General features: G+C 70.0%; 21 protein-coding genes. 15 read left to right on the plus strand and 6 right to left on the minus strand.

All coding sequences use genetic code 11. The features are described from left to right. Positions 1-68 precede the first annotated feature (68 nt). Entirely contained in the window at positions 69-1,301 is a 1,233-nt protein-coding gene (tyrS, locus tag VF092_21390) for a tyrosine--tRNA ligase (protein ID HEX6749861.1), read from the minus strand. Positions 1,302-1,617: 316 nt separating this feature from the next. On the opposite strand from tyrS, the gene VF092_21395 reads away from it, so the two are divergent. From VF092_21395 to VF092_21405, 3 genes are all read left to right on the plus strand, one after another. Then, entirely contained in the window at positions 1,618-2,166 is a 549-nt protein-coding gene (locus VF092_21395) for a hypothetical protein (GenBank protein HEX6749862.1), read from the plus strand. A 164-nt stretch (positions 2,167-2,330) separates the two neighbouring features. Further along, complete coding sequence (locus VF092_21400; GenBank protein ID HEX6749863.1) at positions 2,331-2,699, plus strand: response regulator; 369 nt, start codon at positions 2,331-2,333, stop codon at positions 2,697-2,699. Between the two features lie 416 nt (positions 2,700-3,115). Further along, complete coding sequence (locus tag VF092_21405; GenBank protein ID HEX6749864.1) at positions 3,116-3,634, plus strand: CAP domain-containing protein; 519 nt, start codon at positions 3,116-3,118, stop codon at positions 3,632-3,634. A 61-nt stretch (positions 3,635-3,695) separates the two neighbouring features. On the opposite strand, the gene VF092_21410 is transcribed toward VF092_21405, so the two are convergent. Beyond that, a complete protein-coding gene (locus VF092_21410; protein HEX6749865.1) occupies positions 3,696-4,073 on the minus strand; it encodes a response regulator in 378 nt (125 codons plus the stop codon). A gap of 273 nt (positions 4,074-4,346) precedes the next feature. Between VF092_21410 and VF092_21415 the strand changes: the two genes are divergently transcribed. The 5 genes from VF092_21415 to VF092_21435 all read left to right on the plus strand — a co-directional run bounded on the left by VF092_21415 (position 4,347) and on the right by VF092_21435 (position 7,831). After that, positions 4,347-5,450 carry a S41 family peptidase gene (locus tag VF092_21415; protein ID HEX6749866.1) on the plus strand — a complete coding sequence of 368 codons (1,104 nt, stop codon included), beginning with the start codon at positions 4,347-4,349 and terminating at the stop codon, positions 5,448-5,450. A 26-nt stretch (positions 5,451-5,476) separates the two neighbouring features. Then, the gene (locus VF092_21420) at positions 5,477-6,058 is read left to right on the plus strand and encodes an RNA polymerase sigma factor (GenBank protein HEX6749867.1); all 582 of its coding nucleotides are present in this window, start codon (positions 5,477-5,479) and stop codon (positions 6,056-6,058) included. A gap of 2 nt (positions 6,059-6,060) precedes the next feature. Continuing rightward, positions 6,061-6,516 (plus strand): hypothetical protein, encoded by a 456-nt coding sequence (locus VF092_21425; protein ID HEX6749868.1) that lies wholly within the window; start codon positions 6,061-6,063, stop codon positions 6,514-6,516. A 16-nt stretch (positions 6,517-6,532) separates the two neighbouring features. Then, on the plus strand, positions 6,533-7,240 hold the full coding sequence (locus VF092_21430; protein HEX6749869.1) for a hypothetical protein: 708 nt from the start codon (positions 6,533-6,535) through the stop codon (positions 7,238-7,240). Between the two features lie 363 nt (positions 7,241-7,603). Further along, on the plus strand, positions 7,604-7,831 hold the full coding sequence (locus VF092_21435; GenBank protein HEX6749870.1) for a putative Se/S carrier-like protein: 228 nt from the start codon (positions 7,604-7,606) through the stop codon (positions 7,829-7,831). Here the strand turns inward: VF092_21435 and VF092_21440 are convergent. Next, positions 7,813-9,384: a trehalose-6-phosphate synthase gene (locus VF092_21440; protein ID HEX6749871.1), complete on the minus strand. Its 1,572-nt coding sequence runs from the start codon at positions 9,382-9,384 to the stop codon at positions 7,813-7,815. The two genes, VF092_21435 and VF092_21440, sit on opposite strands and share 19 nt — an antisense overlap. 428 nt (positions 9,385-9,812) lie before the next feature. Further along, positions 9,813-10,118 (minus strand): hypothetical protein, encoded by a 306-nt coding sequence (locus VF092_21445; GenBank protein HEX6749872.1) that lies wholly within the window; start codon positions 10,116-10,118, stop codon positions 9,813-9,815. 219 nt (positions 10,119-10,337) lie between these two features. On the opposite strand from VF092_21445, the gene VF092_21450 reads away from it, so the two are divergent. The 6 genes from VF092_21450 (at position 10,338) to VF092_21475 (ending at position 18,199) form a co-directional block, all read left to right on the plus strand. Then, positions 10,338-10,739, plus strand: a complete 402-nt coding sequence (locus VF092_21450; protein ID HEX6749873.1) for a response regulator — start codon at positions 10,338-10,340, stop codon at positions 10,737-10,739. Next, positions 10,736-11,725, plus strand: coding sequence for a diguanylate cyclase (locus VF092_21455; GenBank protein HEX6749874.1), 990 nt, complete (start codon positions 10,736-10,738; stop codon positions 11,723-11,725). Before VF092_21450 ends, VF092_21455 begins: the two co-directional genes overlap by 4 nt. Positions 11,726-11,727: 2 nt before the next feature. After that, complete coding sequence (gene ligA, locus VF092_21460; GenBank protein HEX6749875.1) at positions 11,728-13,968, plus strand: NAD-dependent DNA ligase LigA; 2,241 nt, start codon at positions 11,728-11,730, stop codon at positions 13,966-13,968. Then, positions 13,965-14,513 carry a hypothetical protein gene (locus VF092_21465; protein HEX6749876.1) on the plus strand — a complete coding sequence of 183 codons (549 nt, stop codon included), beginning with the start codon at positions 13,965-13,967 and terminating at the stop codon, positions 14,511-14,513. The genes ligA and VF092_21465 overlap by 4 nt, the downstream gene beginning before the upstream one ends. Positions 14,514-15,083: 570 nt before the next feature. Beyond that, a complete protein-coding gene (locus VF092_21470; protein HEX6749877.1) occupies positions 15,084-15,482 on the plus strand; it encodes a BlaI/MecI/CopY family transcriptional regulator in 399 nt (132 codons plus the stop codon). Then, a complete protein-coding gene (locus VF092_21475; protein ID HEX6749878.1) occupies positions 15,479-18,199 on the plus strand; it encodes a HEAT repeat domain-containing protein in 2,721 nt (906 codons plus the stop codon). Before VF092_21470 ends, VF092_21475 begins: the two co-directional genes overlap by 4 nt. 375 nt (positions 18,200-18,574) lie before the next feature. On the opposite strand, the gene VF092_21480 is transcribed toward VF092_21475, so the two are convergent. Beyond that, positions 18,575-19,882 (minus strand): tyrosine-type recombinase/integrase, encoded by a 1,308-nt coding sequence (locus VF092_21480; protein HEX6749879.1) that lies wholly within the window; start codon positions 19,880-19,882, stop codon positions 18,575-18,577. Next, complete coding sequence (locus tag VF092_21485) at positions 19,879-20,262, minus strand: hypothetical protein (protein HEX6749880.1); 384 nt, start codon at positions 20,260-20,262, stop codon at positions 19,879-19,881. The genes VF092_21480 and VF092_21485 overlap by 4 nt, the downstream gene beginning before the upstream one ends. Positions 20,263-20,942: 680 nt before the next feature. On the opposite strand from VF092_21485, the gene VF092_21490 reads away from it, so the two are divergent. Then, positions 20,943-22,178, plus strand: coding sequence for a tetratricopeptide repeat protein (locus tag VF092_21490; GenBank protein ID HEX6749881.1), 1,236 nt, complete (start codon positions 20,943-20,945; stop codon positions 22,176-22,178). Positions 22,179-22,612 lie beyond the last annotated feature (434 nt).

Consider the following 22,612-nt stretch of genomic DNA (forward strand, 5'->3'; position numbering starts at 1 on the left):
CAGGATGACGTCCGTGTGGGATCGGTCCGGGTGCAACGATTCCCGAACGAATCCCCGCGGATCCGGGATCAGCCGAAGCGGACGCGGGCGAAGTGGCGCTTGCCGCGCTGCAGCACCAGCTCGCCGGCGGCGGCGACGCGCGCCATGCGGTCCGTCACCTTCTCGCCGCCGACGGAGACGGCGCCCTGCTGGATCTGCCGCTGCGCGTCCGCGTTCGACGAGACCAGGCCCGCGCGCACCAGCAGCTTCGAGACGAGCACCTGCCCGTCGTGCGCGCCCAGCTCCGCGTCGCCGGGCGAGAGGTCGAACTCCGGCATCTCGTCGGGGATCTCCTTGCGCCGGAAGAGCGCGTCGAACGCCTCCTCGGCCTGCTGCCCCGCGCCCGCGGGGTGGTACTGCTCCACGATCAGCCGGCCCAGGCGGCGCTTGGCCTGGTACGGGTTCGACCTCGCCTCCCCCACCGCCGCCTCCAGATCCCCCGACGCCAGGCCGGAGGCGAGCCGGTACCACTCCTCGAGCAGGTCGTCGGGGATGGACATGGTGCGGCCGAACTGCTGGTCGGGCGCGTCGTCCAATCCCACGTAGTTGTCGTAGCTCTTCGACATCTTGCGCTCGCCGTCGGTGCCGCGCAGCAGCGGCATCAGCAGGCACACCTGCGGCTCCTGGCCATAGCGCGGCTGCAGGTCGCGCGCGACCAGCAGGTTGAACTTCTGGTCCGCGCCGCCCAGCTCCACGTCGGCGTTCAGCGCCACCGAGTCGTACGCCTGCATCAGCGGGTACATGAACTCGACGATGGAGATGGGGCGGTTCTCCTCGAAGCGCTTCTCGAAGTCGTCGCGCTCCAGCATCCGCGCCACCGTGTAGCTGGCCGTGAGGCGCAGGATGTCCTTGAGCTGCATCGGCGCCAGCCACCGCGAGTTGTACTCGATGCGGGTGCGGCCGCGGTCCAGCACCTTGTACACCTGCTCGGCGTAGGTGCGGCCGTACTCGCGCACCACCTCCTCGCTCAGCTGCGGACGCAGGTCGCTGCGGCCGCTGGGGTCGCCGATCAGCGCGGTGTAGTCGCCCATCACGAACACCACGTCGTGGCCCAGCTCCTGGAAGGTGCGCAGCTTCCGCAGGCTCACGGCGTGGCCGATGTGCAGGTCCGGCCGCGTGGGGTCGAATCCCTGCTTGACCACCAGCGGCTTCCCGCTCTTCAGCGACCGCTCCAGCTTGCGCGCCAGGTCGTCTTCGGGAACGATCTCCAGCGTGTCGCGCCGGATCTCGTCCATCTGCTCGTTCACGGGGGCAAAGCTCACGTCCGGCACCATCGGTTCGGGAGAATTCAGGTGATTCCGGTGGATGATCACAGGGCGCGGAGTGTAGCCGAACCCCGCGCGCGGGCGCAAGCCTGACCGGCGGCGGTGTCGCGGATTGGGACAACCGTCGCGACCGCACACATATCTCATCGCCTAAATTCTAAATCTACAGATACTTACAGCGGCACGTACAGTGCGGCCGGGGCGTCCCGGCGCCGCGGGGTGCGGCGCCTGGTCGGGGTGCCTGGCGCGTTCCCCACCGAGCGGCGCGCGCCCGGACCAGAGGCGGATCCTTCCCCTCGACCGGAGGTGCTCCATGAGGCCCATCCCGCTCGCGGCCGCGGCCGCGCTCGTGCTGCTGGCGACAGCCTGCGACGGCAGGTCCGGACCCGTACAGCCCGACGGACTCCTCGGCGCGAAGGAGGACCTGAACCGCAGGATCTCGCTCTTCGACGCGTGCGACCCCACCACCTTCAACGCGGCGCTCGGGGCGGGCACCTGCGTGCGCAGCGGCGGGATGACCTTCGACAAGTTCCTGGCGGAGCTCACGGCGCACCAGTCGGTGGGCGCGTGGCACATGACGCCCACCAACCTGACCGTGGGCGTGGGCCAGACGCTGCTGGTGACCAACCGCGGCGGCGAGGAGCACACCTTCACCGAGGTGGAGGAGTTCGGCGGGGGGATCGTGCCGCTGCTGAACCAGCTCTCCGGCAACACGACGGTCGCGCCCGAGTGTACGGAGCTGGAGGCGGACGACTTCGTTCCCGCCGGCGGCACGTACACCGAGGAGGAGGACGAGGCGGGCGTCGAGAAGTACCAGTGCTGCATCCACCCGTGGATGCGGATGACGCTGCGGATCAAGTAGTCGACGCCGACCCGCGAATCCCCGACGCGTCGCGGCCCGCAGCCGCGGCGCGCCGCCGCTTTGGGGCTCGGATCGTCGCGCGCAGCGCCGTCACTTGTTTCGCGGGCGGTGACGGTTACCCGTCCTCGCTCGTCCTCTTGGGGAGATCAACGAAAGCGAAGGAGATGAGCGAGCCTGGTGCGGCGTCCGTGCTGGTGGTGGACGATCTGCCGGAGCAGCGGGAGATCTACCGCGCCATGCTGCGGCACGCGGGGATGCGCGTGCTGGAGGCGCACAACGGGGAGACCGCGGTGGACCTGGCCCGCGCCCACGTGCCCGCCGTCGTGCTGCTGGACGTACGGCTGCCGGACATCGACGGGTTCGAGGTGATGCGGCGGCTGCGGGCCGAGCCGCGCACGCGGCAGATCCCGGTGCTGCTGCTCACCGCGACCTCCGTTCCGGAGGACCGCCTCTACGGATTCGCGGAGCTGCTGACCAAGCCCGTGCCGCCGCGCGATGCGCTGGCGGCGGTCAGGCGCCACCTCTCGAGCTGATGATCCACACCGATCCGGGCTGACGTCATCCTGAGGCCGGCCAGACCGTAATCAGCGTCTGCGCAATCGTTTGCAGGCCGAAGGATCTATCGCTGCGTCAGCACGCAATCCAGTGGGAGGCACCAACACTTCCTCCGGATTCAGCAGGAGGGGGAGCGACCCGGTCCCGGATCGCTCCCCCTCGCTTTTGAACCGGCGACGCGCCGCCGCGATGGAATTCACCCGCCTCCACGCCGGCCTTCCCCCTCATTCGTAGCAGTCAGCGCACCGTCAAACGTTCTGCTTCAATTTCGTAATCAACTGCTGCACCGTCTTTTATGCTTCCAAATCGGATCGCACGGACCGTAACCGACGTAATTCTCGCACGACTTCTGCGAATCACGGCCGCGCAGATGTCCATCACCAGGAGTCGACCAGTGGGAACCAGGCTTGGTTCTGCACTGCTGGCGGCACTGTGCCTAGTGCCCAACGCGTGCACGGGATGGAACACGCGAGTCCTCGCCGCGGACCTGATGGGACGGGAGGCCCCGGTCCTCGCCGGCGAGCATGCCCGTGGCGGGCACGTCGGATCCTTCCCCGCCGAAGTGGCGAGGCTGGTCAACGCGCGGCGCAGGTCGGTGGGATGTCCGCCCCTGGAGTGGGATCCCGGGGCCGCGGCCGCGGCGCAGGCCCACGCGGACGACATGGCGCGCAGGGGGTATTTCTCTCACGTCTCACCCGAGGGCCGTACCCCCATCGACCGGCTGCGCGAGCGCGGCGTGAGGTTCCGCGCGGTCGCCGAGAACATCGCCGTCGGCCAGACGACACCGGAGCAGGTCGTCGGCGCTTGGCTGAACAGCCCCGGCCACCGCGGCAACATCGAAAACTGCCGCTACAGCCGCGCGGGTGTGGGTTTCAGGGACCATCGCTGGGCGGAGGTCCTGCTCAGACCTTGAGCGCCGGACAGTCGAACGCCGGGACCGATCAGGCCCCGGCGTTTCTTCATACGGCCCATCTCTACACGTTCGAGCGGGCCTGCAGGGCGCCACGGACCGCCTCGACCACCCGGTTGGGCTCGACCGGCTTGAACAGCACCGCCTCACAGCCGGATGCACGCGCCTCGTGATCGCTGTCGAACCGGTGCGCCGTCAGCAGGACGACGGGGATCGAGGCCGTGAGCGGGTCGGATTTCAGCAGCCGCGTCGCAGCCAGGCCGTCGAGGTGCGGCATGACCACGTCCATGAGCACCAGGTCGGGCTTCTCCTCGCGCGTCAGCCGGACGGCCTCGTTCCCATTCACGGCGTGCACGACGCGGTATCCGTGGTACTCCAGGATCACGCCGTAGATGTCGCGGTTGTCGGCGTTGTCGTCGGCGAGCAGGACTGTAGTCGTCATCGGGAGTCCGGGGCCATGCAGGCCCCTCGGTGGCGGAGCCGCAGCAAGGTCTGGCAGAGGAGCGGTGCGTTGTAAACGCTTGCGCCATCATAAGTTCCAGCGAGAGCGGCGGACTGCCGGCACGCCGCACCGTTGCAGCGAATTCGTTCGCCCCCTCTTATCATCCCCCTGGATCTCCTCACCTCACGCGCATCGTGTAAACGCGTCTCCGTCCACCGTCGTCTCATGGCGTCCACATCGGATCACTCACCGTTGAACGCCGCGAGTCGTGAGATGAACATCCCCCTGATCCCCCGCCTGACCCTGGCCTCCGCCGCCGCGATGGCGATCGTGACGGCCGCCGCGCCCGCCGCCGCGCAGGAGCGGCGCGAGGAGATGCCCGTCACCCCGGCGCTGGCCGATTCGGTCGCGCGCGCGGCGGCGGACCACGTGGCGTCGAAGTACATCTTCGTCGAGAAGGGCGACGAGGCCGCCCGGCTCGTCCGCCGCGGCGTGCGCGCCGGCCGCTACCGCGCGCTGGCCACCGCGTCGGCGCTGACCGATTCGCTCACCGCCGACCTGCGCCGCGCCACCGGCGACGCGCACCTGCAGGCGGTGTACAGCGTGCAGCCGCGCACCGCGCCGCCCAGCGCCGGCCGCACCGCCGCCGAGATGGCGCGCGACCGCGAGGAAGCCATCTTCCGCAACTACGGCTTCATGGCGCTCACGCGGATGGACGGCAACGTGGGCTACCTGGAGATGGTGCGCTTCGACGACCCCGCGCTCGCCGGCGCGACGCTCGCCTCCGCGATGGAGTGGCTGGCGGGGACGGACGCGCTGATCGTCGACCTGCGCTACAACGGCGGCGGCAGCGCGGCGATGGTGGCGCTGGTCGCGTCCTACTTCCTCCCCGAGGCCACGCATATCAGCACGCTCCACCACCGCGATCCCGCGGACGACGCGCAGCTGTGGACGCTCCCGCACGTCGCCGGACCACGTTATCTCGATCGCCCCGTGTACCTCCTGGTCAGCGGCCGCACCTTCTCCGCCGCCGAGGCGCTCGCGTACGACCTGAAGGCGCAGGGGCGCGTGACCATCGTCGGCGAGAACACGCGCGGCGGCGCCAACCCGGGGGGATGGCAGATGATCGGGACGCACTTCGGCGTGTTCGTGCCCACCGCGCGGGTGGAGAGCGCGGTGACGCACGGCAACTGGGAGGGCGTGGGGATTCGCCCCGACCTGGCCGTTCCCGCCGCGCAGGCGCGCAAGGCCGCGCACCGCGCCGCGCTGGAGCGCCTCCTCGCCGAGCGTGCGGACGCGGACCGCGCCGAGCTCTGGCGCGAGGCGCTGGAGATGCTGCGCGCCGACGACGCGCGCGCCGCCACGGCCGCGCGCTAGCCTCCCGATCGCCGACGAGCGGACGCGTGCCTGCCGACACCACCTCCGAGCCGCTGGACGCGCTCGCCGCGCGGGCGAGGGGCGGCGACGAGGGCGCGTTCGCGGCGCTGGCGGCGGCGGTGCGCGACCCCGTGCGGCGCTGGGCGCTGGTCCGCACCGGCGACCCCGACGACGCGGAAGACGTCGCGCAGGACGTGGTGATCCGGCTGCACCGCGGGCTGGCGCGCTTCGAGGGACGGTCGCGCTTCACCACCTGGCTGTACCGGCTGACCGCCAACGCCGCCGTGGAGCTGCTCCGCGGCCACGGACGGAGACGGCGGCTGCACGACGAGGCGGCGGGAGAGCTTCCGTCGACCGAATTGCGGGACCGCATCGGCGAGATGGAGGACGCGCGGACGGCGGCGCTGGTGCGCACCTTCTTCGCCGAGCTGCAGGGGCGCCAGCGCGAGGTGTTCGACCTCGTCGACCTGCAGGGCTACACCCCGGCCGAAGCCGCGGAGATGCTGGAGATCGAGCCGCCGACCGCGCGCGTGCACCTGCTGCGCGCCCGCCGCGCCCTGCGCGAGCGCATCCTGGCCGCGCACCCGACCCTGATGGACGACCGATGACGATGGACTGCCCGACCGCCCGCGGCCTCCTCCTCGAGGCCGACCCCGCCGAGCTGCGGGGGGATGGAGATTCGCCGCTCGCCGCGCATCTCCGCGAGTGCGCCGACTGCCGGGCGCGCGCGGATGCGATCCTCGCCGGCGAGGCGGAGCTGGACGCCGCGCTGCGCACCCTCACCGCGCCGCGGGCGGGGACGCGCGTCATCCCCCTGCGCCCGCGGCGGAGCGCGGCGATGCGCTTCGGCGCCGCCGCCGTCCCCCTCGCGGCGGCGGCGGTCGCGGCGGGAATCGTCCTGTTCGGGCGCGGCACGACTTCCACGCCCGAACGGCCGGGCGTGATCACCGAACGAATCGCCCGCTCGCTCTTCCCCGCGCCCCCCGTCGTCCGGCCGGAGCCGGGGCGGACCGCGACGGTGCTGAAGACGCGCGATCCGGGCATCACCCTCGTCTGGATCGACTGAACCGGAGATGATGGAGATGAAGATGCGGAAGATGCTCGCGGTGGCGCTGGCGATGCTCGCCGTGGCCGCCTGCGACAATCGGAAGGGGATGCAGGTGCGCACCTACGAGCTGCACCGGCTGACCACGGAGGAGGCCATGAGCCTGCTGACGCCGTACATCAGCGAGGGCGGGATGGTCAGCGGCACCAGCCGGCTGCTGACCGTGCGCGAGACGCCCGCGCAGCTCGACAGCATCGCGCGCATCCTCAAGCGCTTCGACGGCGCGCGGCAGGCGCTGACGCTGCACTTCCAGGTGATCGAGGCGGGCGACTTCGAGGGCACCGACCCCACCATCGCCCGCGTGGCCGCGCCGCTGCGCGAGATGCTGCGCTACCGCGGCTACCGCCTGGTGCGCGCGGTCACGCTCAACGGCGTGGAGGGGCTGCCGTTCCAGCAGAACGAGCAGAACCTGCGGATCACCGGCAAGGTGGACCAGGTCATCCCCGGCCCCGAGGGATCGATCACCCTCGAGGTGGAGGTGGCGGCGCAGGGGGCGACGGTCTCCGCCGCGGTGAGCGGCGCGCCCGGGCAGACGCTGGTGCTTGGCTCCGCGCAGCGGCAGAATGGGACCGGCGCGCTGATCGTGGCCGTACGCCCGGAGCTCGGGTCGATGGTGGCCGGCCAGGCGCCAGGCGCGCCCGCGGTGGTGCCCGCGCCGGCACCCGCGGCGCCGGCACAGCCGTAGCCCCTCATTGTGCATTCCGATCGGATGTCGTTCCGAGCGGCGCCGCTGCTCCGAATCTCCAATCGCGCTGATGCCGGGCGGCGCCGAGGAATCTGTGGCAGGCGTCCGAGCATCAGGCGGCCTGGGGCTCGGGGTGCCGGCCACAGATTCCTCAGGCGCCACGGCGTCGGCATGGAGGACAGGGCGGCGCAGCGCCCTCGGAATGACATTCCTTCCTCCAATGCACAGTCGATCCGGAGATTTGGTATGAGTTGCAGTTACCTCTCCCAGGCTGTTTTGGGAGAGGTCGAAAAAGAGCGACGAGGCAGGTTTCGTCGCTCTTTTTCGGGTGAGGGCCACATCGCGGCAGGACCACGGATCGGAATGTCAGACACGATCGAGATCTTCACCTTCGACACCACGCACCACGCGCTGTGGGCGGAGGAGATCGCGCGCGAACGCAACATCCCCGCGGAGGCGATCCCGGCGCCGGCGGCCGCGCACGCGCGCTGCAACCTGGCGCTGGAAACGCTCCCCGGGGACGTCGCCCGCCTCCGCGAGGCGCTGGAGGCGGAAGGGGTGCCGTTCGCGCTCTACTCGTCGTCGCCGTAGCCGCGGTCGCCCACCGGGCCCACGGGAAAGAGCTCGTCCTCGTCCAGCACGGGGCGGCGGCGCGGGCCGTCGGGCATCTCCGCCGCCACCTGCCCCCAGCGCGTGAAGGTGTCGGCCATCCAGTCGTAGATCGTCTTCATCGACCGCTGCAGCCGCTCCATCCCCGCCGCGCGCTCGTCCGGCGGCAGCGTCAGCGCGTCGCGGAGCTTCAGCGCGCACGCCTCGGGGTCGTACGGGTTCATCAGCACCGCACCCTCGGCCATCTCCTCCGCCGCCCCGGCGAACTCGGAAAGGAGCAGCACGCCGTGCCGGTCGACCTGGCTGGCCACGAACTCCTTCGCCACCAGGTTCATCCCGTCCTGCAGCGACGAGATCATGCACACGTCGGCCAGCCGGTAGAGCATCGCCAGCCGCTCGGCGGGGAGCGACTGCTTGACCAGGTGGATGGGGCGCCACTCGCCGGTGCCGAAGCGCTCGTTGATCTCCCACACCTGCCGGTCGACCTTCTGGGCCAGCTCGTCGTACGCCTCGATGTCGCTGCGGCTGGGCACGGCCACCTGGATGAAGGTGAAGCGCTCGCGGAACTCGGGATAGCGGTCCCACAGGAACTCCAGCGCCTTGAACTTCTCCGGCAGCCCCTTGCTGTAGTCCAGCCGGTCCACCCCGATGCCGATCTTCCCGCCCGGCGGCGCGTAGCGGGCGCGCAGCCGCTCCGCCTGCTCCTCGAACACCCCGGCCATCGCCGCCTGGCGGAACTGGTCGATGTCGATGGAGATGGGAAAGTCGCCCACGTGGCAGGTGTGGCCGTCGACCGTGGCCGTGCGCGCCTGCCAGTCCACGTCGGCGCCGGCCAGCTTGCGGGCGCAGCGCAGGAAGTTGTCGGCGAACTGGGGGAGGTGGAACCCCATCAGGTCGTTCGCCAGCAGCCCCCGCAGCAGGTAGGTGGAGTGGGGCGACAGGCGGAAGATGTCGATAGGCGGGAAGGGGATGTGCCAGAAGTGCGCGAGCGCCAGGTCCGGCCGCCGCGAGCGGACGAAGAGCGGCGCCAGCGCGAGGTGGTAGTCCTGGAACCAGATGGCCGCCTCCTTCCCCCGCACCTCCTCGAGCGTGGCCTCGGCGAAGCGGCGGTTCACGCGGCGGTAGCGCTCCCAGTAGCGCGAGCGGATGCGCGTGAGGTCGGGCCGCAGGTGGCAGAGCGGCCAGAGGAACTGGTTGCTGAACCCCAGGTAGTAGCGATGGATGTCGTGGTGCGTAAGCCACACGCGGCGAAGGGTATACGCCTCCACGCCGGGGGGCACGCGCACGCGGCTCTCGTGGTCGACGGCCGCGGCGTCGGCCTCGCCGCTCCCCCACGCCACCCAGGTGCCGCCGAGCGCCTGCATGAGCGGGTCGAGCGCGCTGGTGAGGCCCCCGGCGGGGCGGCGCACGTCCATCTCGCCCACCTCGTCGCCCCAGCGGTGCTCGTACGGCTCGCGGTTGGAGACGACCACCAGCCGGCGGCCGTCGAAGTAGCGGCGGAAGAGCGGGCCCAGCTCGTCGGGATGGATCGACACGGGGTTCCGGGTGCGTGAGTGCGGAAGTGCTTGAGTGCGTTGGAGATGGCTAACGTCGCCACCCCGCCGCGCGTCTTCTGTTTATCGGCTCGCGCGGGAGCCGGGGTGGTCGAGGGGCGGTTGAAACCGCGGCAACAACCACACGAAGTCCGCCTTCGCGGACTACAGCCGACGGTGCGGACGATGCCTCAGCGCGCGCGACCAGCATCGTCGGAGCCTTCGCCGGGAGCCGGCTCCGCGCGCCGTTGTCGCGGCGGCGCGGATGCCGGTAGTCCGCGAAGGCGGACTTCGTGTCGTTGTTGCCGCGAATTCTTCATTCGCCCGGCATTCCCCGCCGCCGGATGCCGCGCGAGTGCACGGAAGATGCGGCCGCGCCGAACCAGCGCACTTCCGCACTTTCGCACTCTCGCACTCGCGCACTTCCGGCCTCAGAGCTCGAACCGCCGCCGCGCCAGCGCCCTCGCCCGGCCCCAGGCGCGCGTCGGCTCCGGCTCGTCGTCGCCGCGGCCGTCGTCGCGCAGGCGCTCGCGCAGGGCGTCCATCCGGCCGCGCGCGGCGCCGGCGCCCTCGCGGGCGGTGCGGCCGAGCGAGCGGGCGGTGCGCACCACCACGCGGCGCCCCGTCTCCAGCCGCTCGTCGGGGAGGAAGAGGAGCGCCAGGCCGGCGCCCAGCACGGTGCCGAACACGAGGCCGCTCAGCAGGTTCAGCCGCCTCGACGAGTCGTCGTAGTACATGCCGTCCGTGGGTAAACGCATGGTGATGCGAAGCCATCCGGACGGTCCGGCAACGCCCGTGCCGCCCGGGGCTCCGAAGGGCGATAAACAAGCGGCGCATCGGCTTGCGGCCCCTTGACGCCCCGGGTATATATGAACGCCTGCCCCGCCCCGCGCCACCCGTCCCGCTCCGTTGCGGGCACGCGCGGCGGGCAACCGGAACACGAGGCACCTGGAACAATGGCAGACTCCAGCAAGACGGTCCTCCTGGTCGAGGACAACGAGGACAACCGGACCGTCTACCGCACCATCCTGGAGCACTTCGGATACAGGGTCACCGAGGCGCGCAACGGCGAGGACGGCGTGCGCATGGCCCGCGAGGAGCACCCCGACCTGATCCTGATGGACATCTCCATCCCCCTCATCGACGGGTGGGAGGCCACGCGCATCCTCAAGAGCGAGCAGGGGACGAAGGACATTCCCATCATCGCGCTGACCGCGCACGCGCTGGCCACCGACCGCGCCAAGGCGCAGGAGGTGGGGTGCGACGGGTACCTGGCGAAGCCCTGCGAGCCGCGCCGCGTGGTGGCCGAGGTGCAGCGCTTCATCGGCGAGGGGAGCGAGCGGGAGGCCAGGACTTGAGCGATGGGGGGAGCGCCGCGGACGGCCCCGTCCGCGTGCTGGTGGTCGACGACCTTCCCGACAACGTCGAGATCCTGCGCGCGCGGCTGGAGTCGCGCGGCTACGACGTGGACAGCGCCGAGGACGGCGAGGAGGCGCTGCGCAAGATCAAGGACGCGCCCCCGCACCTCATCCTCTGCGACGTGATGATGCCGGGGATCGACGGCTACGAGGTGGCCCGGCGCATCAAGGACGAGGCGCGCACCGGCACCCTGCCCTTCATCCCCATCATCCTGGTCACGGCGCTGGGCGAGACCGAGCACATCGTGCAGGGGCTCAACACCGGCGCCGACGACTACATCGCCAAGCCGTACCACTTCCAGGAGCTCGAGGCGCGGGTGCGCGCCATGCTCCGCATCAAGCGCCTGCAGGACGAGCTCGACCTGAAGAACCGCGAGCTCGAGGTGGTCAACAAGCGCCTGCGCAAGCTCTCCATCACCGACGGGCTGACCGAGCTGTACAACCACCGGCACGTGCACGAGCTGCTGCGCGACGAGTTCGAGCGCAGCCGCCGCACCGAAGAGCCGCTGGCGGTCACCATGATCGACCTGGACCGCTTCAAGGCGGTGAACGACACCTACGGCCACCCCACCGGCGACGTCATCCTCTACGAGACCGCGCGCATCCTCGAGCACACCGCGCGCGAGATCGACATGGCCGGGCGCTACGGCGGCGAGGAGTTCATCGTCATCCTCCCCAACACCGCCGAGGACGAGGCCGCCCGCTTCGCCGAGCGCGTGCGGGCCGCCGTGGAGGAGCACCTCTACCGCGACGAGGCCAACGAGATCCGCATGACCTGCTCGTCGGGCGTGGCCTCGTTTCCCTCCGACGGCGTGGGCGCCCCCGAGCAGCTGTTGAAGAAGGCCGACGACGCGCTGTACGTCGCGAAGGAGAGCGGCCGCAACCGCGTGGTCCGCGCCTCGCAGATGCCCCCCGAATCCGCCTGACGGTGACCGACCCCGCCCCGCCCTCCGTCGCCGCTCGCGCCGCCGAGCTGCGCGAGTCCATCGAGCGCGCCAACCACGAATACTACGTCCTCGACGCGCCGACGCTGTCGGACCTCGAGTACGACCGCCTCTTCCGCGAGCTCAGGAAGATCGAGGAGGAGCACCCCATCCTGCGCACGCCGGACTCTCCGACGCAGCGGGTGGGCGCCGAGCCCGCGTCGAAGCTGGAGAAGACGGAGCACCTGGCGCCCATGCTCTCCCTCGACAACGCCTTCGGCCCGGAAGAGCTGCTGGCGTGGGAGACGAGGAACGCCCGCATCGCCGACGAGGTGCGCACCTCGGGCTACGTGGTCGAGCCGAAGATCGACGGGCTGGCCATCGCCCTCACCTACCAGGACGGCGTCTTCGTCAAGGGCGCCACGCGGGGGAACGGCACGATCGGCGAGGACGTCACCCGCAACCTCCGCACGATCAGGCAGATCCCGCTGCGCCTGCGGACGGGGGACGGCGCGCCGGAGCCGCCGCCGCTCTTCGAGGTGCGCGGCGAGGTGTACATGTCGCTCCCCGGCTTCGAGCGGATGAACCAGGCGCGCGCGGCCGAGGGGCTGGCGACCTTCGCCAATCCCCGCAACGCGGCGGCGGGGGCGCTGCGGCAGCTCGACCCGTCCATCACCGCGCAGCGGCCGCTCCGCTTCTTCGCCTACGCGGTGGAGACGGGGCGCGGCGAGCCGCCCTTCGCCTCGCAATGGGATCTCCTCCAGGCCCTGAAGGCGTGGGGATTCCCCGTCAACGCCCTGGCGCAGGTGTGCGCGGGGATGGACGAGGTGCTGGCCTTCGTCGGCGACTTCGAGAAGACGCGCGGGACGCTGGACTACGAGGTCGACGGCGTGGTGGTGAAGGTCAATCCCCTTCCCCTCCACGTCGAGCTGGGCGTGGTCGGCGGCCGGGAACCGCGCTGGGCCACGGCGTACAAGTACGCGCCGGACCTCGTCGTCACCACGCTGCGGTCGATCGAGATCAACGTGGGGCGGACGGGGGCGCTCAATCCCTACGCGGTGCTGGAGCCGGTGGAGGTCGGCGGGGTGATCGTGAAGCTGGCGACGCTCCACAACGAGGACGACATCCGCCGCAAGGACATCCGCCCCGGCGAGAAGGTGCTGGTCAAGCGCGCGGGCGAGGTCATCCCCCAGGTCGTGGGGCCGATCCTCGAGGAGGGGCAGGAGCGCGCGCCCGAGTGGCGTCTCCCGGACCGCTGTCCCGCGTGCGGGACGCCGGCGGAGCGGCCCGAGGGCGAGGCGATGACCTACTGCCCCAACTCCGCCTGCCCCGCGCGGATCTACTGGGGAATCGTGCACTTCGCGTCGCGCGGCGCGATGGACGTCCGCGGGCTGGGGGAGCGCACCATCCTCCAGCTCCTGCGCCGCCGCCCGGTGGACGAGTCGGGGAAGATCATCCCGGACGTGGAGCCGGAGGACCTCCGCGGCGCGCCGTTCGAGATCGAGGGGATCGGCGAGGCGGAGATCGAACGCGAGGCGCCCGTGGTGGACGGCCGCCCCACGCGGCAACTGGTCCGCGACGTGGGCGACCTGTATACATTAACGCTCGACGACCTGCTCACTCTCCCCGGCTTCAAGCAGAAGTCCGCGCAGAACCTGCTCGACGGGCTGGAGACGTCGAAGCAGCAGGGCTTGGCGAGGGCGCTCTTCGGGCTGGGGATCCGCCACGTGGGCGAGATCGCGGCGCAGACGCTGGCCCGCCACTTCGGCTCCATCGACCGGCTGATGGAGGCGTCGGTGGAGGAGATCGAGGCGGTGCACACCATCGGCCACGTGATGGCCGAGGCGCTGCACGCCTGGTTCGCCGAGCCGCGCAACCGTGAGGTGGTGGAGAAGCTGCGCGCCGCCGGGGTCAAGCTCACCGAGGAGCGCCACGAGCCCGCCGAGGGCCGGTTCTCCGGGCTGACCTTCGTGATCACGGGGACGCATCCGACGATGACGCGGCCGCAGATGGAGGAGTTCATCGCCAGCCGCGGCGGCCGCATCACCGGGAGCGTCACGAAGAAGACCGACTACCTCGTGGTCGGCGAGGACGCCGGCTCCAAGCTCGCGAAGGCGCGCGAGCTGGGGGTGAAGGAGCTGAACGAGGCGCAGCTGCTGGAGCTTGCCGAATCCACCGGCGGCGCGGACGCCGCCGCAGAATCCCCATCCACCGAACCCGCACCCGCCCAGCTGGGGCTCCTATGACCGACACCGCGACCGCGACCCAGGCGAAGTTCGTGCAGATTCCCGCGGGGATGATCTCGTCGATGCGCCGCGCCCTGGCCGGCGACCGCGAGCCGCTGGAGGCCGTGAACCTGCTGCGCCAGGTGGGCTACGAGGTGGGCGAGCAGGTGCACGCCGCGCTCAGCGACCGGCTCGCGGCGAGCGGCGGCGACCCCCGCGAGATGGACGCCGACCACTTCTGGCAGGGGGTGAGCGACTACTTCGAGGGGATCGGCTGGGGACGCGTGGAGCACCGCCGGCTGCACCCCGGCGTAGGCGCGCTCGACCTGGTCGACTGGCTCGAGGCAGGAAGCGACGGCGGCCCCGCGGGATGCCACCTGTCCACCGGCTTCTTCACCGACCTGCTGGGGCGCGTGGCCGGCGCCGGCGTGGTGGTGATGGAGGTGCCCGCCGAGCCCGGCCGCTCGCGCCTCCTCTTCGGCAGCGGCGAAACGCTGGGCGAGGTTTACCAGTCGCTCGCCTCCGGCGCCAGCCTGGACGAGGCACTGGGGCGGCTGCAGAGCTGAGCGGGTGCGTCCTCCGCCTATGGGACGATGCGAGTGAACTCGCGGCTACAACGGCACGCAGTCCGCCTTCGCGGACTTCACCGGTACGAGAGATCGCAGTGAAGTACGACGGCCCGCCTTCGCAGCGGGCCGTTTCGTTTTCCCGCAAGGATACCCGCCCATCGTCATCCTGAGGCCGGCCAGACCGTAGCCAGCGTCCGCGACGACGGCTGCAGGCCGAAGGATCTATAGCCGCGTCAGCACGCAAATCTGCCGGGACGCACCATCTCCTCTCCAGAACCATTCGAATCGCTCACGCCTGCATGTCATACTGATATGACTCCGGGTAGAGTATTGGTACGTCCGACCAGACAGCGTGCTGCCGGCGGTTATAGATCCTTCGGCCTGCAAGCTCTTGCACAGACGCTGATTACGGTCTGACCGGCCTCAGGATGACGTCAGCGTGGGATCCGGCCGGGAGGCATCAACCCAATTCCAGATTTCGTATCATCCTTGCGCTCGTCTTCTACACTTGTATTATATAGGTGTCATTATCCAAACGATCCCTCATCTCCCTCTCCGAGGTCCTGCATGAGCTACGCGCTCACCGAGCTACAGGCCGCGATCCTGAAAGTGCTCTGGGCACACGACGAGACCACCGTCATCGACGTGCACGACGCGCTGCGGGCCGAGCGCCGTATCGCGCAGTCCACGGTGGCCACGCTGCTCTCGCGCATGGAGAAGAAGGGACTCGTGGTCCACCGCGTCGAAGGTCGCCAATATGTCTACCGCGCGCTGGTGGACGAGGGGCAGGTGCGGCGCTCCGTGGTGGCCGAGTTCACCGACCTGGCCGGCCGCCTGTTCGAGGGCGACGTGGCCACGATGGTGAGCCACCTGCTGACCGCGCAGGACGTGGAGGGGCAGGACCTCGCCCGCATCCGCGAGATCGTGGACCGCCGCGAGGCCGAGCTGAAGGGAGGCGACCGATGAGCCCCATCGCACACGCCGTGGCCGCGTGGCTGCTGGCCTATGCCGTCCACAGCACGCTCCTGCTCGGCGCCGCCGCGCTCCTGGCCGGCCGCGTGGTGCGCGACCCCGCCTGGCGCGAGACGCTGTGGAAGGCCGCGCTGGTCGGCGCCGTCCTCACCGTCTCCGTGCAGATGCTGGTGGACTTCCGCCCCGTGGTGGGCCGCTGGTCCTTTCCCGCGAGCCGCGCGGGCGATGCGGTGCCATCCTCCGCGCCCCCGTCGGAGGTGCAGCGCGCGAGTGCAGGCCCGCGCGCCGAATCCCCCTCTCCCGTAGCGGCCACGCAGAAGGTGCCCGCCGCGCCGGCGACGGCCGCCACTCCGTCCCCCTCCGCGCCGTCGACCAATGCGGCGCGCGACGCGACGCCGACGACGGCTGCCGCGCCGCGCGAGCTGCCGTCGCGGACGGGGTGGGGCGCGATACTGCTGATGGTGTGGGCCGCGGGAGCGGCGCTGCTGCTCGCGCGGGTGGTGTGGCGGCAGGCGTCGCTCCATCGCCTGCTGCGCGACCGGCGATTGGTGGACGACGCCGCGCTCCTGGCCCTGCTCGACGAGCTGCGCGTCAAGGCCGGCATCGCCGCGCCCGTACGGTTGACCAGCAGCGAGCGCTGCGCCACGCCGATGGCGCTGGGGACCGGCGAGGTGTGCGTCCCCGCGCGCTTCGTGGCCGGGCTGGCGACCGAGGAGCAGCGCGGCGCCCTGGCGCACGAGTTGGCGCACCTGGCGCGGCGCGACCCGCTCTGGCACCTGGCCGCCGGGCTGGCCGAGGCGCTCTTCTTCTTCCAGCCGCTGAACCGCCTGGCCCGGCGCCGGCTGCGCGAGTCCGCCGAGTACCTGGCCGACGACTGGGCGGTGCGGCAGACCGGCTCGCCGCTGGGGCTGGCGCGCTGCCTGGTGGAGGTGGCCGCCTGGGTCTCGGCCGCGCCGCACCCCGTGCCCGAGGGCGCGCTGGCGATGGCCGAGGGCGGACCGACGTCGCTCGCCCGCCGCGTCGAGCGGCTGGTGCAGCGCGCCGACCTTCCCGCGCTCCCCCGCGTGGGCACACGCGCGGCGGCCGCGCTCGTCCTCCTGGCCGCCGTCGCCGTGGTGGCGCCCGCGGTGGCGCCGATCTCCGCCGCGGCGGAGGAGCCGCGGACGAGCGCCACCATCGACAAGCCCCAGCATCGCGCGCCGCGGCAGGAGCCGGTGGTCATCCGCCATCCCGATCCCGCGCAGCCGCTGGCCGGCCGCTGGGAGTGGGCCGCGGAGCAGGCGCGGCGGAGCAACCGCCGGGCGTACTGGGTCGGCTGGTCCATCACGCCGGTCCCCCTGCGCCACGACGGCGGCTACGTCGAAGGCGGCCTGAACGTCGACGAGCTCGACGACCGGCCGCTTCCCTCGATCGTGGGCGCGTCGGAGCGCGACGCCATCATCCTCCTCCGCATGGGCCCGGGCGGCCGCCTGCAGCAGGTGAGCACGCGCGTGGGACGGCTGGGGATGGCGCTGGGCGGCATCCCGGTGTACTGGCTCGGCCCCGCGCGCACCGGCGAGAGCCTGGACTGGCTGATGGCGCGCGAGCGCTCCGAGAGCTCGATGGAGGTGCGCGACGTCCTGCTCGCGACCATCGCGCTGCACCCCGATCCCAACCGCGTGGTGCCGCTCCTGCTGGACCGGCTGCAGGCTCGCGACGAGGAGCTGCGCGCCGCCGCCGCCCACGGGCTGGGGCGCCAGGCCCGCCCCGACGCGCTCCGGGCGGTGGTCGCCGCCAGCGAGAACGACCCGTCGGAGCGCGTGCGCGGCGAGGCGGTGGAGGCGGTCGGCGAGATGCGGCTGCCCGAGGCGCTCCCGGCGCTGCGGGGAATCCTGCGCGGCTCGCGCCACGTGGACGTGCGCCGCGAGGCCGCCGAGTCGCTGGGCGAGCAGGAGGGCGACGGCATCGCCGCCGAGCTGGAGCAGGTGGCGCGGACCGATCCCGCGTTGGAGGTGCGGCAGGAGGCCACCGAGGCGCTGGGCGAGCAGCCCGCCGAGCGCGCGCTCCCCGTGCTGGAGCGGCTCGCCCGCGCCCATCCCGACGTAGATGTCCGCCGCGAGGCCGTGGAGACGCTCGGCGAGCTGCCCAACCTCGCGGGGCTGCGGCCGCTGGAGGAGATCGCCGCCCGCGCAGGCGACCCCGAGGCGCAGCGCGAGGCGGTGGAGACCATCGCCGAGTACCCGCCCGAGGTCAGCCGCCCGCGTATCCGCCGCTTCGCCACGAGCGCCCGGAGCCCCGAGGTGCGCCGCCAGGCCGTCGAGGAGCTGGGGGGGATGAAGAGCCCCGAGGCGCTGGGCGACCTGGAGGAGATCGCCATACGCGACCGCGACCTCGACGTGCAGCGCGAGGCGGTCGAGTCGATGGGTGAGCAGCCGCCCGAGCGCGCCGTGCCCGTGCTGGTGCGGATGGCGTGGCGCCACCCGGTGCTGGAGGTGCGCCGCCAGGCCGCCGAGACGCTGGGCGAGAGCCGGAGCGAAGCCGCGCTGTCGGCGCTCGACGAGATCGTCGCGCGGCATCCGGACGTGGACGTGCAGCGCCAGGCGGTGGAGACGATGGGCGAGTTCCCGGCGCGCATGGCCCGCGCGCGCCTGGAGCGCATCCGCGCCACGCACCCCAGCCTCGACGTGCGCCGCGAAGCCGCCGAGACCCTCTCCGACCTCGCGTCGCAGTAGAACGGGCCGATCACCCGATCCGGGTCCCCCTTCGTACCGCGGAGTGGCGGTGCGGAGGGGTTCTCGCTTTCTCCCCGAATCCCCGAAAGATGATGGGGAGAATGCGAATGAATTCGCGGCTACAACTACACGAAGTCCGCCTTCGCGGACTACAAATGTGCGTGCAGCCGGAACATCTGCGCGCGCGACGTGCTTCGGTCGATGGATGCCAGATGCGAGCGCCGAAGTCGCGCCTGCTCCGAAGCCGGTAGTCCGCGAAGGCGGACTTCGTGTGGTTGTTGCCGCGGATTCAGCCGGGGGGCTGCCAAGTGCAGATTCTGGAAGGACTTACAACCTGCGGTTCCTACCCACTGTCAGTTGCAACTGTCAGTTCGCTCAGGCCGCCTTCGGCAGGCCTGTTTCCGGCTCGCGCGGACCCGGCTGGGGGGCCGGTTCCGCTTCCAGCAGTGCAACCGCTTCCTGCAAGGTCGGCAGGTCCACGTAGTCGTAGATGCGTCGCATCGTTCCCCACGTGGTGCCCGCAAGCTCTTCCTGAATCGCAGGGGCGAGGTTCCGGAAGCGCGGGTCGCGGATGCCAGCCCGCTTCTCGCCGTGATACCCAAGCCGGGGGAGGTTGATCCCGAGCTTGTTCCGCGCCGCCTTCATCCAGTTGTGGAGCCGCTGGCGCGACACCGGCTGCGCCGGGTCGCTGGGCGCCGGGAGGAGCCACGGTGACTCCCCCAACCCTTCCTCGCGCCGCTTCACCAGCGCGAGCCGGATGGTCTCGATGGCGCGCCCCGTGAGGGGAGTCACGCGCGTCTTGCCGACCTTGTCAAACTCACCGTTCCACCGGACGGTGCCGGCGGTCAGGTTGATGTCCTCCAGCGGGAGCTGGCGGACGCTGTTCATCCTACGCCGGGTCTGGCGGCACAGTTCCATCACCACCGCCATGCGCCAGTTCGGGGCACCCGCCACGAGGCGGTCGTGCAGCTCCTGCGTCATCTCCTGGCGCAGGGGCTTATCCTCCACCGGGGTCGGGAACCCTTCCCACGGGTTGCGCAGCAGGAGCACCGTACCGTCGTCCCGCTCCAACTTCGCCCACCGGAACACCGCGCGCAGGAACCGCACGTCGTTGCAGATGGTCTGTTTCCCCGCCTTGTACGGAAACCCCGGAATCGTCCCCTCTGCCCGCGCCTTCAAGAAGGCGTTGTAGCGGACCCGACCGATCCCGGTCTGCGGCCGACCGTTCGCGCCGATCCGCTCCACGACCGCCTCCGCACCGAAGAACGCCAGGAACATGCGCGCGTCGATGCGGTTGGACCGCTGTGTGCCCGGCTTCTTCGTGGGAACGACTTCACGAAGATACAGCTTCAACAGCTTCCCGAGCGTTAGCGGGCCGTTAATCTTCGGCGTCGCCTCGCCCGGACCCATCTCCCCCCACCTTTCCGCTACCTGCTCGGCCTTCTTCATGGCCTCGGAGCGAGTGGTGATTCCTTCGGCGCTGAGGCAGAGCCGGGTGCGGCGCTTCCGCTGCCGACCCGTCTTCGGATCAATGACCGGACCCCGGTTGTCAAACACCGCCTCAAACCATTCAAGGTAGAGCGGCCCGTCTTTGACTTCTTCGTAGGCGCGGACGCGGTTTCTGCCCTTCTTTCCCGCCGCGTAACTCCACGTCTCCGGCTTAGCCTTATGCGCCATCGTCATTGCTCCCCCTTAACGATGGCGCGCGCAACCTGCAATAGTGAATTTACAGGCTGCTCTATATCTGGCGCAAGTCTTTTATTTTTAGGGGTATAGCCGGGTTTTCGGGGTAGTTCGGATTCGTAAAACAACGGGGCATCTTCTGTCCCAGCTCGACGCACCTTGTCACCCTCGCGCCATAGCCGACGCAAGTGACTGCGCGAAAAGCCGGTTAATTCAACGGCTTCCTCCAGCGTGACGCAGGCATTAACGCGTTCGCGCTCCTCGGCCTCAACGTCCGCCGCGCACTGCTCCAGCGCCGCCGCCTGCGCTTCGGCGCCATAGCGGCGCAAGAGCCCCGCGTGCTCTCTCCAGAGCCTTGCCAGATCCGCACGGTCGTACATCGCCCCTCCCCGAACGGTCTTCGCCCGAATGCGCCCGACTCTGAGAGTGCCCTATAAGCGGGCCGAGGTGCTACAAACAGGCGTGTCAGATTCAACGGGTAGGACCGTCCTTTCCGCTACAAGGTTTCACAACAATTTGTCTAATTCCTTTTCAGACAGCAGCTCTGTAAGTCGCGCCGATGCAGGGGGTCACGCGAAAACGGGTGTTTTTGATAGAACGCAAATGACTTGCGCTGTCACGGGAAAGACTACGATTCGGACGGAGTAATCCGTGCCCGGTGGCGGATTCGGTGTATGTACGCGCAAAGACGCGCCGCACTGAATGCGCCGGATCGGGCAAGAGAAAAAGTACAAGTTGTCGCTGGGGCGTCATTTCGACACGATTCGCGACAGAGAAGGCGTGCCCACTGTCGTCACCGGAGGAGGACGATTCCCTGTCGCTAGAAAAGGACAGCGGTGGATATTCCGGTCGGAATGCGCGAGCCACGACCTACGCCCGCTCCTACTACGCCGCCCCCTATAGCGCAACTCGCAACGCGTTCGTAATGTTGAGGTGCTGACCCTTATTGATCCTTCCAGCATTAACCCCCGCAGAGATGGTCAAGCGTGCTGCTCGCGTGAGCCGCGCTGCGCGGCCCTGGCGCATTGATCGGGCGCCTCTACCACGGCCGTGGATCGACGTGCTGAACGAAATCCCTTCGGTCTTCGGTCTGGAGCTGGCCACGCTGGTGCGGCAGCTCTGGCTCGCAGCGGAAGTCGATGGTACGGACGTAATTCGGCCAAAGCTGTTCGCCCCTACCACCGCCGTTCACGTCGGAGAGCGTCGCACTGAAGCACTCCACGAAGCTCCCCGCGGCGCCCGCGCGCCTCTCCGGGTGCTGATGCGACTGACTGGCCGCCGACCGCCGACCCGTGCCGAACTCGCCGCGGCTTGCGAGACATTGGCGGACTGGGCTCAGGAGGCGGGCCACACCGAAACCGCAATTCAGATCGCCGAAGCGGGTGCGGCGATCAGTCCCGGCCCACGCTCCTCATTCATCGCTGCGCGAACAAACCGGTATGCAGATGAGACCTGGCGTTCGGAGATCTTCTATGCACGGGCAATTCGCGTTGCCTACCGTCTCCAAGACTGGGATACGTACGTGCGTGCGCACCTGGGTTACGCCCGCCTAGAGTCTGATCGAGGACGCGTGCGTGCGGCCGCAGGGCACTTCGTATCCGCGGCCCGCGTCGCGCTCGACCAAGGTCACGCGTGGCTCGCAGCGCAAGTGTATCACGACCTCATCTCCCACTACTACGAGCTCGGGGAGACGAAACGGGCTTTCGACGCCGCGATCCGCGCGCTCACCATCTATCCACGCCATCACGAGCGCTATCCGCTCGCTGTGCACGACTTCGCTGTGCTGCTTCTCCTGCAGCGTCGGTATGCCGAGGCGTGGCCTCTATTGAAGATTCTGATAAGGGCGCCCCTACGGCCACACGACGAAGTGATCGCGTGGGGCACATATGCGCGCGCGGCAGGGAGTCTGGGGCACCATGAGGAATACGCCGAGGCGGAAGCGCGCGTGTTGAGACTCACGCCGCATTATCCGACGTTCGCGGCAGCAGCGTACCTAGGTTTGTCCATCGGCGCTCACGCGCTCGGGGACGACGAACTCGCCCGCCATTATGTCGAGCGTGGAATCACGATCGCCGAGCGACGGCGCGACCGCCAAGCCTTGCGGGAACTCCGTGAAATCGAAAAAGAGATCGAGGAAGGTGTCGAGCTGGTGCCGGCTCCCCCACTCCGAGGGGAGCCGGCGGACCGCCTGGCTGAACTCGCTGGGCTGCTCAACGAGCACGTCCGCGCTTGGCGCGCGGAGACCTGGACCCGGAAGGAGAACCAATACGGGCTTGCGACGCTAGGCCCCGTATAGCGGGTTTCCTCAGTTTCCAGAGCCCGCGAAGATTCCCCCGCGGTTGTTACTTGAGTCGGCCGTCGCGTCGTGGGACGCGGCGGCTGATTGCCGTACATCCCGTTCCGAGCTGCTGGTCGGAAGTCTCTCGCACGCGGAGACGAGCACGGCGACGGCGGCGAGAAGGGCAAGCTTGCGCATGGGGGTGTTCCCTCGACTAAAGAGGTGATTGGCGGGCAGCCGAAGTGAAAAAATCGGCTCCACAATTGTAAATCCGCCCACACGCTTCACGCCACCTGACACGGGTACTCACTTCCCGTCACCGAGCACGCCCTTCGCAGATGGGTTACCGCGCTCGTACGGGTTGCCAAATTTCGTCTAATTGCTTGTCAACAAAGCATTTCCGTGTCACACGATACCCTGCCCATTTACCGCCACCGGGTACGCGGCTGGAC

Origin of the sequence: Longimicrobium sp. (assembly GCA_036377595.1) — a bacterium.
GTDB lineage: Bacteria > Gemmatimonadota > Gemmatimonadetes > Longimicrobiales > Longimicrobiaceae > Longimicrobium.

What these genes read in the sequence shown, in the direction of transcription:
- VF092_21395 (HEX6749862.1), top strand. Translation starts at nt 1,618, where the DNA reads ATGAGGCCCATCCCGCTCGCGGCCGCGGCCGCGCTCGTGCTGCTGGCG.
- VF092_21400 (HEX6749863.1), top strand. Translation starts at nt 2,331, where the DNA reads ATGAGCGAGCCTGGTGCGGCGTCCGTGCTGGTGGTGGACGATCTGCCG.
- VF092_21410 (HEX6749865.1), bottom strand. Translation starts at nt 4,073, where the DNA reads ATGACGACTACAGTCCTGCTCGCCGACGACAACGCCGACAACCGCGAC.
- VF092_21415 (HEX6749866.1), top strand. Translation starts at nt 4,347, where the DNA reads ATGAACATCCCCCTGATCCCCCGCCTGACCCTGGCCTCCGCCGCCGCG.
- VF092_21425 (HEX6749868.1), top strand. Translation starts at nt 6,061, where the DNA reads ATGGACTGCCCGACCGCCCGCGGCCTCCTCCTCGAGGCCGACCCCGCC.
- VF092_21430 (HEX6749869.1), top strand. Translation starts at nt 6,533, where the DNA reads ATGAAGATGCGGAAGATGCTCGCGGTGGCGCTGGCGATGCTCGCCGTG.
- VF092_21435 (HEX6749870.1), top strand. Translation starts at nt 7,604, where the DNA reads ATGTCAGACACGATCGAGATCTTCACCTTCGACACCACGCACCACGCG.
- VF092_21445 (HEX6749872.1), bottom strand. Translation starts at nt 10,118, where the DNA reads ATGTACTACGACGACTCGTCGAGGCGGCTGAACCTGCTGAGCGGCCTC.
- VF092_21450 (HEX6749873.1), top strand. Translation starts at nt 10,338, where the DNA reads ATGGCAGACTCCAGCAAGACGGTCCTCCTGGTCGAGGACAACGAGGAC.
- VF092_21465 (HEX6749876.1), top strand. Translation starts at nt 13,965, where the DNA reads ATGACCGACACCGCGACCGCGACCCAGGCGAAGTTCGTGCAGATTCCC.
- VF092_21470 (HEX6749877.1), top strand. Translation starts at nt 15,084, where the DNA reads ATGAGCTACGCGCTCACCGAGCTACAGGCCGCGATCCTGAAAGTGCTC.
- VF092_21475 (HEX6749878.1), top strand. Translation starts at nt 15,479, where the DNA reads ATGAGCCCCATCGCACACGCCGTGGCCGCGTGGCTGCTGGCCTATGCC.
- VF092_21480 (HEX6749879.1), bottom strand. Translation starts at nt 19,882, where the DNA reads ATGACGATGGCGCATAAGGCTAAGCCGGAGACGTGGAGTTACGCGGCG.
- VF092_21485 (HEX6749880.1), bottom strand. Translation starts at nt 20,262, where the DNA reads ATGTACGACCGTGCGGATCTGGCAAGGCTCTGGAGAGAGCACGCGGGG.